The organism is Amycolatopsis sp. lyj-108, assembly GCF_046549005.1.
In the GTDB taxonomy this organism is placed as follows: domain Bacteria; phylum Actinomycetota; class Actinomycetes; order Mycobacteriales; family Pseudonocardiaceae; genus Amycolatopsis.
Genome location: NZ_JAJPWQ010000014.1, coordinates 1 through 13,958 on the forward strand (window position 1 = coordinate 1; position 13,958 = coordinate 13,958).

The following is a 13,958-nucleotide window of genomic DNA, read 5'->3' on the forward strand; positions in this document are numbered from 1 at the left end:
CTCTCAAAGGAACCTCAAACGAGGTTCAAATACATAAGCTCTACTGGCTTAGTTCACTAGCACACTGTTGAGTTCTCAAGCAACACACCCCGAATCGCACCACTCACGCGGCCTTATCCGAAGCAGTCATTCCTAGCAGTTTTTGGTGAGACACCCACTCAATCACCTAGAGGTGAGAGCTTGGTTCGTGTCCCGCGGCCACCCGGTTTCCCTGGCGACTTGGAGAACTTTACATGGCCCGCAGGGGCCCGAAACAGGGGGGTACCTTAACTGCGTTTCCGCAGGTCAAGGCCCCTGTTTCGGGCCGGGGCCGCGATCAGCCCTCGACGCGGACGCCGGCGACGTTGCGCTTGCCCTTGCGGACCACGAGCCAGCGGCCGTGCAGAGCGTCGGCCGCGGACGGCTTCCACTCCTCGTCGGCGATCTTCGTGTTGTTGACGTACGCGCCGCCTTCCTTGACGGTGCGGCGCGCGGCGCCCTTGCTGTCGACGAGCCCGGCGGCGATCAGCAGGTCGACGATCGTCGACTCGCCGTTCGGGTCGATCTTGCCGTTGGGCACCTCGGCCATGGCGGCATCGAGGGTCGGCGAGTCGAGCTCACGCAGCTCTCCCCTGCCGAACAGCGCCCCGCTCGCGGCGATGACCTGCCGGGTCGCCGCTTCGCCGTGCACCAGGGTCGTGAAGTCCTCCGCCAGCTTCCGCTGCGCCGACCGCAGGTGGGGGCGCTGTTCGGTGTCCTCGGCCAGCACCGCGATCTCCTCCTGCCCGAGGAAGGAGAACATCTTCAGGTAGCGGATGACGTCGGCGTCGGCGACGTTCAGGAAGTACTGGAACCACGCGTACGGCGAGGTCATCTCCGGGTCGAGCCAGACGCTGCCGCCGCCGGTGGACTTCCCGAACTTGCGTCCCTCGGAGTCGGTGACCAGCGGCGCGGTCAGCGCGTGGGTGTGCCCGCCGTCGGTGCGGCGGATCAGGTCGACACCGCCGACGAGGTTGCCCCACTGGTCGGAGCCGCCGATCTGCAGCTTGCAGCCGTACTCGCGGTACAGGTGCAGGTAGTCCTGCGACTGCAGCAGCAGGTAGCTGAACTCGGTGTAGGAGATGCCGTCGGTTTCGAGGCGGCGCTTCACCGTCTCCCGGTTCAGCATCATGTTGACCGGGAAGTGCTTGCCGACGTCGCGCAGGAACTCGACCACGCTCTGCTTCGCGGTCCAGTTCAGGTTGTTCTCGATGACCGCGCCGGTCGGCGAGTCGTCGAAGTCGACGAACCGCTCCAGCTGGCCGCGGATCCGGTCGGCCCACTCGGAGACGGTGTCCACCGTGTTCAAGGTGCGCTCACCGGTGTCGCGCGGGTCGCCGATCATCCCGGTGGCGACGCCCGCCAGCACGATCGGCCGGTGGCCGGCGCGCTGGAAGCGCGAGAGCATCAGCAGCGGGACCAGGTTGCCGGCGTGCAGGCTCGGCGCGGTCGGGTCGAATCCGCAATAGAGCGTGAGGGGTCCTTGGTCGAGGTCTCGCCGCAGTGCGTCGGTGTCGGTGGATTGCGCGATCAGGCCGCGCCAGGTCAGCTCGTCAAGGATGTGCTCGCTCACGCCTGTAGATCCTCCCGCACCAGGTCAACCGACTATCGGCCGGGGGCCGCCGCCCGTCGCTTGCCGCCCCGGCGATAGGTGGAGACCGCGGGAGAGCCGTCGATCCAGAACCGCCAAGGCGTGTCCATCGCCATCGCGACGCCGACACGCGGCCCGGTGCGGATGTCCGCTTCGGGGACGCGGTCGCCGGTGAACAACCGGACGGGTGACGCGGGGTCGGTCAGGTCGACACCGTTCTCCGGCCGGGCGATGCCGAGCACCGAGGTGAGGATGGCCGGACCCTTGGCGAGTTCGCCGTTGCCCCGAGCGGACGGCCTCCGCGCGCGGGCGATGCCCGCGCCGGAAACCACTTCCCCGGCCCGCAGCAGCACGGCGCCCGGCTGCCCGTCTTCGGTGCCGACGACGTTGGCGCAGAAGTGCATCCCGTAGACGAAGTACACGTACAGATGGCCCGCCGGCCCCCACATGACCTCGTTGCGCGGGGTCTTGCCGCGATAGCAGTGCGACGCGGGATCGTCGAGACCGCGATAGGCCTCGACCTCCACCAGACGGACGGCGACCGTGCCGTCGGGACCGGTCGACTCGATCACCGCCCCGAGCAGGAGCGTGGACAGCTCCACCGGATCCAGCGCCAGCTCCCGCCGGGTGAACTGTCTCCCGGTCGCCACGTTCCGCACGCCTCGACCTTAACCGCAGGCTCCGACAGGTTCGGTATTGAGCGATCGCTCAATACCGGTCTACAGTGTCATTGAGCGATCGCTCAAAACTGGGGAGGAAGCTCGATGAGCCGAAGAGCGCTGTACGTCGAAACGGTGATCCGCACGGACCTCGAAACGCTGTGGCGGTACACGCAGGAGCCGGATCTGCACGAACGGTGGGATCTTCGCTTCGCGCGGATCGAGCCGGTCGCGGGTTCACCGGGACGGTTCCACTACGCGACGAGGTTCCTGGGACTCGTCATCAACGGAACCGGGATTCACGCCGGGGAGAGCCAGCGGCCCGACGGCGGGAGGACGTCGGCGTTGCGGTTCACCTCCGCGGATCCGCTGTCCCTCATCAGGTCCGGTTCGGGGTACTGGCGCTATACCCCGACCGACGACGGCGTCCGCTTCGTCACCGGCTTCGACTACACCACCCGGTGGGGTGTCTTCGGCAGGTTCGCCGATCTGCTGTTCCGGCCGCTTTTCGGATGGATGACGGCCTGGTCGTTCGACAGGCTCCGTCTGTGGCTCGAAACCGGTGCCCCGCCGGAGGAACTCCCCTTGCTCTCGCCCACAGCCGGCCGCTGCCGCCGGAGCCCGCGGCCGGGTAAGGACGGCGTGGCACCTCGCGTTCTCGACACCCTGGAGCAGGCATGATCTTCCGAGAGGCACTGGGCGAGCAGTTCGCGTCGCTGCATCCGCGCATGCGCGAACGACTGTCGCTGAGCACGGAGAACGGTGTCGGGATGATCGGCGTCGGCGTGATGGACGAGATCTGGCGCGGCGCCGCGTTCACCACACCGTTCCTGCGGCTGGGCGCGTCGAGGCACATCCTGTTCCCCGAACGGGGCCGCAACGTCCCCTTCACCATCGAGAACTATCCGTACGTCGATTCCCTCGGCAGGGAGACGGTCTCGTTCGTCCGCACCTTCGAACTGCCAGGGAGGCGGCGGCGGTTCGACGCGCAGATGATCTACAGCGCCGAGCGCGGGACGATCGTCGACTACCTGGGAACACATCAGCACATCGCCGTCGATCTCGACCTGACGGTGCGGCCGGACGGCGGCTTCCACTTCCGTTCGGAGGAGTTCCGGCTCTGCGAAGGCCCGCTTCGGTGCGTGGTGCCGCGATCCGTCGTCGGAGTGGCCGAGGTCGACGAGTGGTTCGACGAGGAAAGCGGTCTGTTCCGAATCGAGATCCAGGTGACGAACCGGCGGTTCGGCCCGCTGTTCGGCTACCGGGGCGCGTTCGAGGCGCGGTTCGTCGACCTGCGGGCGGGGGTGAGCGGGGCGGTGAAGCCGTTGCGTGAGAAAGTCCTGGACTGATGAACGGGCCCAGCACCAAACAGCGGTTGATCGATGGCGCGCTGGAGACGATCCGCACCAGCGGCATCACCGCGGTTTCGGCCAGGACCGTCGCCGCGGCCGCGGGCACCAATCAAGCCCTGATCTTCTACCACTTCGGCAGTGTCGAGGAGTTGCTCGCGCAGTCCTGCGTGACGGCGACCGAAAGCCGCGTCTCCCATTACCGTGATCGGTTCGCCGAAGTGAGCACACTGGGCGAGCTACTGGAACTGGGCCGCACGATCCACGCGGAGGAACGGGCCGAGGGGAACATGACGGTCCTCGCCCAGACGCTCGCCGGTGCCCAGGCAGGCGGACGGCTGGCCGAGGCGACCCGGCAGGCGCTCGACAAGTGGGTTCGCGAAGTTCAAGGCGCGCTCGACCGCGTGCTGACCGGTTCACCGGTGCTCGAACTGGCGGAGACCGAGGGGCTCGCCCACGCGGTCTCCGCCGGTTTCCTGGGCCTGACCTTGTTCGAGACGGTCAATCCGGAAGGCGCCGAGCAGGCATTGGCGGCGCTGGGGCAGCTGGCTGTCCTGGTCGACGTCCTCGAAGGACTCGGCCCGGTCGCGACCCGTGCCGTGCGCGCGAAGCTCCGGAAGAGCGCGAAGAAGTAGCTACGCGATCTTCGGCGCCACTCGCATGCTGGTGTAGCAGCATGCGGTGCCGTCGGGCAGTTTCGTGAACAGCACCGGCATCCAGTCGTCGCCGAACATCGAGTTCATCCCGGCGAAGACGTTCTCCGCCACCGGCACCAGCTCCGCCTCGATCGGCGGGGCGATGCCTTCGAGGCCATCGGCGAATTCGTAGACGAAGTGCAGCTTCCCGTCCTTCTCGGTGACGGTGATGATGACGCCTTCACGGCGATAGGTACCCGCGAAAGGCGCGACGTCCACCGAAGGCGGTGACGGCGGCGGAGCGAAATCGGCGGGAACCCGGACCCCGGCGAGTTCACCGAGCAGTTCCCGTGACAGTCCGGTGTACAGCCGATCGGTCGTGCCGTGATTCGTGAGCAACGCGAAGGCGAACCCCGCCTCCGGCACCACCCGCAGGTACGAGCGCTGCCCGATCGAAGACCCGTTGTGCCCGAAGCCCGCGACGCCGTTCCAGTCGTAGGTCGACAGGCCGAGGCCCCAGCCGTCGGAACCGAGCGTCCATTTGTCAGGTACCTCGACCTCGCGCCGCCGCATCGCGGTCACCGTCTCCTCCGCGAGCACGCGAGCGCCGTCGGCGGCGGTGCCGTCCAGCAGCATCCGCGCGAAGCGCACCACGTCGCCGGCCGTGGCGAGAACGCGGCCGAACGGTCCGGCGGAGCGCGGCAGGAGATCCCAGGCGGCGGTCGGCTCCGGGTCCTTCCCGAGGTGTCCCATCGCGACGCGAAAGCGCAGGGCCTCTTCGGGCAGGGTCATGGTCTCGGCGAGCCCGAGCGGGGCGACGATCCGTGCCCGCAGGGCGTCGTCCCAGGTCAGACCGGTGAGTACCTCGACGATCCGGCCGAGCACGTTGTACCCGACGCTGCTGTAGGACGCGGCCGTCCCCGGCGGGCAGTCGAGCGCCACTCCCCTCGCCGCTTCGACGTACTTGGCGAGACAGTCGTCGCCGCGTCCGGTGTCTTCGATGAAGTCGCAGGTGAGCCCGCCGGTGTGACTGAGCAGCTGCCGGGCGGTGATCGTCTTCGTCGCGTCCGGATCGACCGTCGCGAACTCCGGGAGCACCTCGACGACCGGTGCGTCGAGATCGAGCCGTCCTTCCTCGGCGAGCCCCATCACCAGCGAAGCCGTGTAGACCTTCGCGATCGAGCCGAGCTGGAAGACCGAGTCGGTGGTCGCCTCCACTCCGGTCCCCCGATGCAGGATCCCGCTCGCGAACTCGTGGATCTCGCCGTCCTTCAGCACCGCGAGGCTCGCTCCCGGTACGCGGTGTTCGGCCCGCAGGTCGTCGAGGCGGGACTGCCAGTGGTCATGGTCGAGCGTTGTCCGTACAGTGTTAGGCATACTGAACACTGTACGGAAAATGAGGGGAATGCGGATGTCGGTGTGGATGCGGCCCCCGAAACGCAAGCGCGAGCAGCCGTCGCTGAGCCGGGAGCAGATCGTTTCCGCGGCGATCGAGCTTCTCGACGCCGAAGGCATCGACGCGCTGAGCATGCGGAAGCTCGGAGCGCGGCTCGATGTGGCCGCCGCGTCGATGTACACGCATGTGGCAGGCAAGGACGAGCTGTCCGAACTGGTCGTCGACGAGGTCTACGGCGAGGTCGCGCTCCCGGAGCCGGGTCCGTGGCGAACGGCCGCGACGACGTTCGCGCACGACCTGCGTTCGGTGTTCCTCCGCCATCCGTGGATCGGCTCGCTGCTCGGCGAGGCTGGGGTGGCGTATCTGGGGCCGAACGTCTTGAAGCTGTCGGAAGCGGCGCTGGCCCTGTTCGAAGACGCCGGGTTCTCGCTGGACGACGCCGATCTGGCGTGGAACACGGTCATGGCGTTCGTCGTCGGGAGAGCCACCGGCGAAGCCGCGTGGCTCACGACGCTCAAGCGCAGCGGGCAGAGCGAGCAGGAATGGAAAGACCGTCTGTGGCCCGCGGCCGAGCAAGCGGTGCGAGACCACCCACGGCTGAAGAAGCTCTACGCGGCACAGCGAAACCAGAAACCGGGCGAGACCAACGACGACGACTTCGAACGCGGCCTCGCCTGCGTCCTCGACGGGCTCGCGACGAGGCTTCCCTGAAGCGCGTGAAGGCCCCTTCCTCGGCTCAGCCTAGGGAAGGGGCCTTCACGCGAGAACTCAGCTCAGCCAGGCGCGGTGTTCGGCGACCCGCGCGACCAGTCGGTCCCGCTGCTCGGCGACGCGCTCCGGAGCGGTACCGCCACGAGCGTTGCGCGAACTCACCGAGCCTTCGACGGTCAGCACTTCGCGCACGGCGGGCGTCAGGGCCGGGTTGATCTTCTCGAACTCTTCGTCGGTCAGTTCGTCCAGGCCGACACCGCGGGCTTCGGCGACGCGGACGCTCTCCCCCGCCGCTTCGTGCGCGACACGGAACGGAACACCCTGGCGCACCAGCCATTCGGCGATGTCCGTGGCGAGGGTGAAGCCGGCGGGCGCCAGTTCGGCGAGCCGGTCGGTGTGGAAGGTCAGCGTCTCGAGCATGCCCGCGATCGCCGGGAACAGCAGTTCCAGCTGCTCGACGGAGTCGAAGACCGGCTCCTTGTCCTCTTGCAGGTCACGGTTGTACGCGAGCGGCTGCGCCTTGAGCGTCGCGAGCAGACCGGTCAGGTTGCCGATGAGCCGCCCGGCCTTGCCGCGGGTCAGCTCGGCGACGTCCGGGTTCTTCTTCTGCGGCATGATCGAACTGCCGGTCGCCCAGGCGTCGTCGAGGGTGACGTAGCCGAATTCGGCGGTGTTCCAGATGATCACCTCTTCGGCGATCCTGGACAGGTTGACCGCGAGCATCGCGACGTCGAAGGCGAACTCGGCGACGAAGTCCCGCGAGGCGGTGCCGTCGATGGAGTTCTCGACGCTGGTGTCGAAGCCCAGTTCCGCGGCGACGGCCTCGGGGTCGAGGCCCAGCGAGGAGCCCGCGAGCGCGCCGGAGCCATAAGGCGATTCGGCGGTGCGAGCGTCCCAGTCACGCAGCCGGGTGACGTCGCGCAGCAGCGACTGGCCGTGCGCGAGCAGGTGGTGCGCCAGCAGGACCGGCTGGGCGTGCTGCAGGTGGGTGCGGCCGGGGAGGATCGCGTCCGGGTGCCGTTTCGCCTGCGAAACGAGCGCGTCCACGACCCCGAGGGTGCCCGCGACCACCCGGCGGGCGGCGTCGCGCAGCCACATCCGGAACAGCGTCGCGACCTGGTCGTTGCGCGAACGTCCCGCCCTCAGCTTGCCGCCGAGTTCGGTGCCCGCCCGCTCCAGCAGACCGCGTTCGAGCGCGGTGTGGACGTCCTCGTCGGCGACGGTCGGGGTGAACTCACCCGACTCGACGTCCTGCGCCAGGGTGTCCAGCGCGGCGAGCATGCCGGTCAGCTCGTCATCGGTGAGCAGTCCCGCCTTCCGCAGCACTCGCGCGTGGGCCCGCGACCCGGCGATGTCGTACGGCGCCAGCCGCCAGTCGAAATGGGTCGACGCGCTCAGCGCCGCCATCGCCTCGGCCGGCCCGCTGGCGAACCGGCCGCCCCACAGCTGCACCGGCTGCTCATTCCCGCTCACGACACTCCTCGAATTCTTTGATTACTTCAGGCGACTGATCGGTCGAAGGTAGCGCCTGTGCCGAAGTCGTACAGCGCGCGCTCGTCGCGCGCCGAGTTCACGACCGCGTTCCCGCGGTGCAGGACCAGGCGGACTTCGCCGGACACCCGCTCGGAACTGACCTTTTGCAGTTCCTCGTGCGCGGTGACCAGCGCGAGCGCACCGGGCCCCTCGTAGATTTCGCGTCCTCTGAGCCCGAAGGCGCCGACACGTCGGTTCAGCTGCTGGAAGGCCTCCAGCAGCGTCACGGTCTCCCCGTCGATGGCCACCGGCACACCTTCGTCGAAGGTGATGACCAGCTTCTCCGGGTCATCCGGGAAGGCGAACCCGTCAGGCGTCACCCTCGGTCTCCTCACCGCCGTCCACTGTGGACGACCGTCGGGCCAGCGCCATGAAGCGCTCGGCCAGGTCTTTGCCGGACAACGGCTCCCTCGCGATCACCGCGACCGTGTCGTCGCCTGCGATGGAACCGACGACCTCCTCCAGCGCCGCCCTGTCGATGGCGCTGGCCAGGAACTGCGCCGCGCCCGGCGGGGTGCGCAGCACCGTCAGGTTCCCGGACGAGTCCGCCGAAACGAGCAGTTCCGCGAGCAACCGCGAAAGCCGGGACGTACCGCCCTGCACCCCGCGTACCGGGCTGCCGTCCTCCGGAATGACATACACCGGCGCGCCGGAATCCGCACCCCGGAGCTTCACCGCGCCCAGTTCGTCGAGGTCCCGCGACAGCGTCGCCTGGGTGACGTCGATCCCTTCCGCCGCCAGGAGCTTCGCGAGCTCCGTCTGGCTGCGGATGGCCATCGTGGACACGAGTTCGGTGATCCGGGCCTGCCGGGTGACCCTGCTGCCGGTCATCGTCGCCGCTTCTCGTCCATGAGCCACACCAGCAAGGCCTTCTGCGCGTGCAGCCGGTTTTCGGCCTCGTCCCAGACCGCGCTCGCCGGTCCGTCGATGACCTCGTCGGTGATCTCCCAGCCGCGGTGCGCGGGCAGGCAGTGCAGCACGATCGCCTCGTCCGCGGCGCGGCGCATCAGCGCGGCGTTGACCTGCAGCTCGCGGAACGGGCCGACGCGGTCGAGGCCGTCGTTCTCCTGACCCATCGAAGTCCAGGTGTCGGTGACGACGACGTCCGCGCCTTCGACGGCGGCGTACGGATCGGTGAAGACCGTGGTGCTGCCGCCGGTTTCACTCGATCGGTGCTTGGCGTCGAGCATGACCTGCTGATCGGGCTGGAAGCCTTCCGGCGAGACGACTCGGACGTGCATCCCGGCCGTGGTTCCGCCCAGCAGCAGCGAATGCGCCATGTTGTTGGCGCCGTCGCCGAGGTAGACCAGGGTGAGCCCGGCGAGCTTGCCCTTGCGCTCGCGGATGGTCATCAGGTCGGTGAGCACCTGGCAAGGGTGGAACTCGTCGGTGAGCGCGTTGATCACCGGGATGCTCGCCGCCGACGCCATCGCGTCGATGCGCTTCTGGGCGAAGGTCCGCCAGACGATCGCGTCCAGGTACCGCGAAAGCACCCGCGAGGTGTCCTCGATGGTCTCTTCGCGGCCGAGCTGCATGGAGCGTCCGTCGACGATGACCGGGTTCCCGCCGAGCTGGGCGATGCCCACCTCGAAGGAGAACCTGGTCCGGGTGGAGTTCTTCTCGAAGATCGCCGCGACGGACTTGCCCTCCAGCGCGCGCGAGCTCAGCGGCTCTGCTTTCAACTGGTCGGCGAGGTCCAGGATCTCGGCCTGTTCGGCGGGGCTGAGATCATCGTCACGGAGGAAGTTGCGGAGCATGCGTTTGGTCTCTGTCCTAGGTGGTGGTGGAATCGAGCGCCCCGGGAAGGGCTTCGAGGAATCCCGCGGCCTCGTCGGCGCTCAGGATCAGCGGCGGTGCCAGCCGGATGGTGTCCGGTGCGATCGGGTTGACCAGGTACCCCGCGTCCTGCGCGGCCTTGGCGACCGCGGCGGAGACCGGTTCGCGCAACGCGATGCCGAGCAACAGCCCGGCACCGCGGACCCCGGCCACCAGCGGATGGCCGAGCTCCTCGACGCGGGAGGCGATGTCCTTGCCCAGAGCGGAAACGTGGTCGTTCAGGTTCTCCTTGGCGATGGTCTTGAGCACGGCGAGCCCGGCGGCGCAGCAGATCGGGTTGCCGCCGAAGGTGGTGCCGTGCTGGCCCGGCTTCATCAGCTCCCCCGCTTCGCCGACGCCGATGACCGCGCCGATCGGCAGACCGCCGCCGAGCCCCTTCGCCAGTGTGATGACGTCCGGGACGATGCCGGTGTGCTGGAAGGCGAACCACGCGCCGGTGCGGCCGATACCGGTCTGCACCTCGTCGAGGACCAGCAGGGTCCCGGTCGCCTTGGTGATCTCCCGCGCGGCCTGGAGGTAGCCGTCCGGTGCCGGGACGACACCCGCTTCCCCGAGGATCGGCTCGAGGAACACCGCCGCGGTCTCGGTGTCCACCGCGGCACGAAGCGCGTCGACGTCACCATAGGGAACGTGGGTGACGCCCGGGACCAGTGGCGCGAACGCGTCCCGCTTCAACGGCTGACCGGTCAGCGACAAGGCGCCCATGGTGCGGCCGTGGAAGGCCCCCTCGCAGGCGACGATCTTGGTCCGCCCGGTGAGCCTGCTGATCTTCAGCGCGGCTTCGTTGGCTTCCGCGCCGGAGTTGACGAACAGGACCTTCGCGTTGCCGGAAAGTCCTGCGACGTCCAGGAGGGTCTCGGCCAGTTCGACGGCGACCGGGTTCACGTAGAGGTTCGAGGTGTGCCCGAGTTTCGCGACCTGTTCGGTGACCGCGGCGACCACGGCGGGATGAGCGTGCCCCAGCGCGTTGACCGCGATCCCGCCGAGCAGGTCGACATACGGCTTGCCGTCGGCGTCCCAGACCTTCGCACCCTCGCCGCGGACCAGGGTCAGCGCCGGGGTGCCGTAGTTGTCCATGAGGGACGACGTCCAGTGCTCCTGGCCGTCTACATTGGACTGGAGGGTGGTCACGGAAGCTCCGTTTCGGGGAAGACCATGGTACCGATGCCGCGGGAGGTGAAGACCTCCAGCAGTACCGAATGGGCGATGCGGCCGTCGATCACGTGCGCGCGGCGGACGCCGCCGCGGATGGCGCGCACGCAGGCCTCCATCTTCGGGATCATGCCGCTGGCGAGGCCGGGAAGCAGGGTTTCGAGGCGGTCCACGCGGATCCGGTCGACCAGCGAACCGCGGTCCGGCCAGTTGGCGTAGAGGCCTTCGACATCGGTGAGCACGACGAGCTTTTCCGCGCCGAGCGCGGCCGCCAGCGCGCCGGCGGCGGTGTCGGCGTTGATGTTGTGCACGACGCCGTCGACGTCCGGGGCCACGGTGGACACCACCGGGATCCGGCCCGCGTTGACGATGTCGAGCACCGCGTCCGGGTTGACCTCGGAAACCTCGCCGACGAGCCCGATGTCGACCGGTACACCGTCCACAGTGGCCTGTTTGCGCTCGGCGGTGAACAACCGCGCGTCCTCGCCGGAGATCCCGACCGCGTACGGGCCGTGCGCGTTGATCAGGCCGACCAGTTCGCGGCTGACCTGGCCGGTCAGCACCATCCGGACGATGTCCATCGTCTCGGGCGTGGTGACCCGGAGGCCGCCCTTGAACTCGCCTTCGACGCCGAGCCGGTTGAGCATCGCGGTGATCTGCGGGCCGCCGCCGTGCACCACCACGGGGCGCAGCCCGGCCATGCGGAGGAAGACCATGTCCTCGGCGAAGGCCTGTTTGAGGCTCTCGTCGATCATGGCGTTGCCGCCGTACTTGATCACGACGGTCGCGCCGTGGAAGCGCTGTAGCCATGGCAGGGCTTCGATCAGGATCGCGGCCTTCTCGGCGGCCGTCGCGAGCCGCTCGTCCGCGGGGACGGTGGATTCGGAAGGGCTCATGACGAGTACGCGCTGTTCTCTTCGACGTACGCGTGCGAGAGGTCGGTCGTGTAGATCGTCGCCCCGCCTTCGCCGAGGCCGAGGTCGACGACGATCTGGATGTCACGCCCCGAGAGATCCGCCTCGGAGCGGTCCGCCGCGGGAGTGCCGTCGGCGAACAGGGTGACGCCGTTGATCGCGATGGCGACCTTCTCCGGGTCGATCTTCGCGGGCACCCGGCCCAGCGCCATGGCGATGCGGCCCCAGTTCGGGTCCGAACCGAACAGCGCGGTCTTGACCAGGTTGTCCTCGGCGATCGTCCGGCCGACGGCGATGGCGTCGGCCTCGCTCGCCGCGCCGGTGACCGTGACGTCGACGTACTTGGTCGCGCCTTCGGAGTCCGCGCGCAGTTGAAGCACGAGGTCGAGGCTGACCGTGGTGAGCAGTTCGGTCAGTTCGGCCTCGGTAGGTTCGACGCCGCTGGCGCCGGACGCGAGGACGAGCACCGTGTCGTTGGTGGAAGTCCCGCCATCGACGTCGAGCCTGTCGAAGGTCACGCCGGTGGCGGCGCGCAAAGCCTTGTCCAGGACCGCGGGCGTGACGACCGCGTCGGTGGTGAGGACGGAGAGCATCGTCGCGAGATTCGGGGCGAGCATGCCCGCGCCCTTGGCGAACCCGCCGACACTCCAACCGCCTTCGTGTTCCGCGGCCGCCTGCTTCGGCTTGCTGTCGGTGGTCATGACCGCGGTGGCGGCATCGAGAGAGGCTTCGGCGCCGGTGGCGAGTCGCCCGAAGGCGGTGTCCACGCCGGAAAGCAGCGCGTCCATCGGCAGCCGCTCACCGATCAGGCCGGTCGAGCAGACCGCGACCTCGATCGCCCCGGCTTCGAACAGCCCGGCGACCTTCTCGGCGGTCTGGTGGGTGTCCTGGAAACCGCCGGGGCCGGTGGCGGCGTTCGCGCCGCCCGAGTTGAGGACGACGGCCTTGAGTCGCTGCTGTTTGAGCACCTCTTGCGACCACAGGACGGGCGCGGCCTTGATCACGTTGCGCGTGAACACGCCGGCCGCGACCTGCAGCGGCCCGTCGTTGACGACGAGCGCGAGGTCGAGCTTGCCCTCGGCCTTGATCCCGGCGGCGACGCCCGCGGCACGGAATCCCTTCGGCTGGGTGACGGTCACGGAGCGACTCCTACGGTCGGTAGTCCGGTGGTTTCCGGGAGGCCCAGTGCGATGTTCATCGACTGGACGGCACCTCCAGCGGTGCCCTTGGTCAGGTTGTCGATGGCCGCGACCACGATCAGGCGCCGCGTGTCGGCGTCGACGGTGACCTGCAGCTGGACGTTGTTCGAGCCGACGACCGAAGCCGAGGACGGCCACTGGCCCGCGGGCAGCAGCTGGACGAACGGCTCGGTGGCGTACGCCTTTTCGTAGACCTCGCGGGCGCCGTCGGCGTCCAAGTCGGTCTTCAGCGGGGCGCTGGCGGTGGTGAGGATCCCGCGCGGCATCGGGGCCAGCACGGGGGTGAACGAGACCTTGACCCGTTGGCCAGAGACCGCCGAGAGGTTCTGTGCGAATTCGGGGGTGTGCCGGTGGGCGCCGCCGACGCCGTACGCGGTGGCCGAGCCCATCACCTCCGAACCGAGGAGGTTCGGCTTCAGGCTCTTGCCCGCTCCGGAGGTCCCGGTGACGGCGACGACGTTGACCTCCGGCTCGACCAGACCCGCGGCGAACGCCGGGGCGAGGGCGATCGAGCCACCGGTCGGGAAGCAGCCGGGGACCGCGATGCGTTTGGTCCCGGCGAGGCGCTCTCGGGCGCCGGGGAGCTCGGGGAGCCCGTACGGCCACTGCCCGGCGTGGTCCCCGCCGTACCAGCGCTGCCAGTCGGCCGCGTCGGACAGGCGGTGATCCGCGCCGAGGTCGACCACCAGGACGTCCGGGCCGAGCTGTGCCGCGATGGCGCCGGAGTGGCCGTGCGGCAGGGCGAGAAAGACGACGTCGTGCCCGGCCAGGGTTTCGGGGGTCGTCTCCAGCAGGACACGGTCCGCCAGCGGCGCGAGGTGCGGCTGGTGCTGGATCAGCGGCGTGCCCGCGGAGCTGGCCGCGGTCAGCGCGCCGATCTGGATTTCGGGATGGGTCAGCAGCAGGCGCAGGAGTTCGCCACCCGCGTACCCGCTGGCTCCGGCCACCGCGATCTTCACCGTCAT

General features: G+C 68.8%; 15 protein-coding genes. 4 read left to right on the top strand and 11 right to left on the bottom strand.

Going from position 1 to position 13,958, the window contains the following annotated elements; genetic code table 11:
* Positions 1-316: 316 nt before the first annotated feature.
* A complete protein-coding gene (tyrS, locus tag ACLJO0_RS37140; RefSeq protein WP_410584009.1) occupies positions 317-1,591 on the bottom strand; it encodes a tyrosine--tRNA ligase in 1,275 nt (424 codons plus the stop codon).
* A 32-nt stretch (positions 1,592-1,623) separates the two neighbouring features.
* Positions 1,624-2,259 (bottom strand): DNA-3-methyladenine glycosylase, encoded by a 636-nt coding sequence (locus ACLJO0_RS37145; protein ID WP_410584498.1) that lies wholly within the window; start codon positions 2,257-2,259, stop codon positions 1,624-1,626.
* A gap of 114 nt (positions 2,260-2,373) precedes the next feature.
* Between ACLJO0_RS37145 and ACLJO0_RS37150 the strand changes: the two genes are divergently transcribed.
* From ACLJO0_RS37150 to ACLJO0_RS37160, 3 genes are read left to right on the top strand one after another with little or no spacing between them, the layout of a single operon-like run.
* A complete protein-coding gene (locus ACLJO0_RS37150; protein WP_410584011.1) occupies positions 2,374-2,949 on the top strand; it encodes an SRPBCC family protein in 576 nt (191 codons plus the stop codon).
* Positions 2,946-3,617, top strand: a complete 672-nt coding sequence (locus ACLJO0_RS37155) for a DUF4166 domain-containing protein (RefSeq protein WP_410584013.1) — start codon at positions 2,946-2,948, stop codon at positions 3,615-3,617. Before ACLJO0_RS37150 ends, ACLJO0_RS37155 begins: the two co-directional genes overlap by 4 nt.
* Positions 3,617-4,252 (top strand): TetR/AcrR family transcriptional regulator, encoded by a 636-nt coding sequence (locus ACLJO0_RS37160; protein ID WP_410584015.1) that lies wholly within the window; start codon positions 3,617-3,619, stop codon positions 4,250-4,252. Before ACLJO0_RS37155 ends, ACLJO0_RS37160 begins: the two co-directional genes overlap by 1 nt.
* Here the strand turns inward: ACLJO0_RS37160 and ACLJO0_RS37165 are convergent, their stop codons facing one another.
* Positions 4,253-5,629, bottom strand: coding sequence for a serine hydrolase domain-containing protein (locus ACLJO0_RS37165; protein WP_410584017.1), 1,377 nt, complete (start codon positions 5,627-5,629; stop codon positions 4,253-4,255).
* Positions 5,630-5,663: 34 nt separating this feature from the next.
* On the opposite strand from ACLJO0_RS37165, the gene ACLJO0_RS37170 reads away from it, so the two are divergent.
* Positions 5,664-6,359, top strand: a complete 696-nt coding sequence (locus tag ACLJO0_RS37170) for a TetR/AcrR family transcriptional regulator (RefSeq protein WP_410584500.1) — start codon at positions 5,664-5,666, stop codon at positions 6,357-6,359.
* Positions 6,360-6,416: 57 nt separating this feature from the next.
* On the opposite strand, the gene argH is transcribed toward ACLJO0_RS37170, so the two are convergent.
* Genes argH through argC form a run of 8 tightly spaced genes read right to left on the bottom strand, consistent with a single transcriptional unit; the run spans position 6,417 to position 13,958 of the window.
* On the bottom strand, positions 6,417-7,832 hold the full coding sequence (gene argH, locus ACLJO0_RS37175) for an argininosuccinate lyase (RefSeq protein WP_410584019.1): 1,416 nt from the start codon (positions 7,830-7,832) through the stop codon (positions 6,417-6,419).
* Positions 7,833-7,858: 26 nt separating this feature from the next.
* Complete coding sequence (locus ACLJO0_RS37180) at positions 7,859-8,212, bottom strand: argininosuccinate synthase domain-containing protein (RefSeq protein WP_125789857.1); 354 nt, start codon at positions 8,210-8,212, stop codon at positions 7,859-7,861.
* Positions 8,202-8,723, bottom strand: coding sequence for an arginine repressor (locus tag ACLJO0_RS37185; RefSeq protein WP_034321647.1), 522 nt, complete (start codon positions 8,721-8,723; stop codon positions 8,202-8,204). The genes ACLJO0_RS37180 and ACLJO0_RS37185 overlap by 11 nt, the downstream gene beginning before the upstream one ends.
* Entirely contained in the window at positions 8,720-9,649 is a 930-nt protein-coding gene (gene argF / locus ACLJO0_RS37190; protein ID WP_125789858.1) for an ornithine carbamoyltransferase, read from the bottom strand. The genes ACLJO0_RS37185 and argF overlap by 4 nt, the downstream gene beginning before the upstream one ends.
* A gap of 16 nt (positions 9,650-9,665) precedes the next feature.
* Positions 9,666-10,859 (bottom strand): acetylornithine transaminase, encoded by a 1,194-nt coding sequence (locus ACLJO0_RS37195; RefSeq protein WP_410584022.1) that lies wholly within the window; start codon positions 10,857-10,859, stop codon positions 9,666-9,668.
* A complete protein-coding gene (gene argB / locus ACLJO0_RS37200; protein ID WP_125789860.1) occupies positions 10,856-11,776 on the bottom strand; it encodes an acetylglutamate kinase in 921 nt (306 codons plus the stop codon). Before argB ends, ACLJO0_RS37195 begins: the two co-directional genes overlap by 4 nt.
* Positions 11,773-12,933 carry a bifunctional glutamate N-acetyltransferase/amino-acid acetyltransferase ArgJ gene (argJ, locus tag ACLJO0_RS37205; RefSeq protein ID WP_410584025.1) on the bottom strand — a complete coding sequence of 387 codons (1,161 nt, stop codon included), beginning with the start codon at positions 12,931-12,933 and terminating at the stop codon, positions 11,773-11,775. Before argJ ends, argB begins: the two co-directional genes overlap by 4 nt.
* A complete protein-coding gene (gene argC, locus ACLJO0_RS37210) occupies positions 12,930-13,958 on the bottom strand; it encodes an N-acetyl-gamma-glutamyl-phosphate reductase (RefSeq protein ID WP_410584027.1) in 1,029 nt (342 codons plus the stop codon). Before argC ends, argJ begins: the two co-directional genes overlap by 4 nt.

Bases quoted from the DNA above. Each gene is read 5' to 3' on its own strand.
- ACLJO0_RS37150 (WP_410584011.1), top strand. From the start codon at position 2,374: ATGAGCCGAAGAGCGCTGTACGTCGAAACGGTGATCCGCACGGACCTC.
- ACLJO0_RS37155 (WP_410584013.1), top strand. From the start codon at position 2,946: ATGATCTTCCGAGAGGCACTGGGCGAGCAGTTCGCGTCGCTGCATCCG.
- ACLJO0_RS37160 (WP_410584015.1), top strand. From the start codon at position 3,617: ATGAACGGGCCCAGCACCAAACAGCGGTTGATCGATGGCGCGCTGGAG.
- ACLJO0_RS37165 (WP_410584017.1), bottom strand. From the start codon at position 5,629: ATGCCTAACACTGTACGGACAACGCTCGACCATGACCACTGGCAGTCC.
- ACLJO0_RS37170 (WP_410584500.1), top strand. From the start codon at position 5,664: ATGTCGGTGTGGATGCGGCCCCCGAAACGCAAGCGCGAGCAGCCGTCG.
- ACLJO0_RS37185 (WP_034321647.1), bottom strand. From the start codon at position 8,723: ATGACCGGCAGCAGGGTCACCCGGCAGGCCCGGATCACCGAACTCGTG.
- argF (WP_125789858.1), bottom strand. From the start codon at position 9,649: ATGCTCCGCAACTTCCTCCGTGACGATGATCTCAGCCCCGCCGAACAG.
- argB (WP_125789860.1), bottom strand. From the start codon at position 11,776: ATGAGCCCTTCCGAATCCACCGTCCCCGCGGACGAGCGGCTCGCGACG.
- argC (WP_410584027.1), bottom strand. From the start codon at position 13,958: ATGACGGTGAAGATCGCGGTGGCCGGAGCCAGCGGGTACGCGGGTGGC.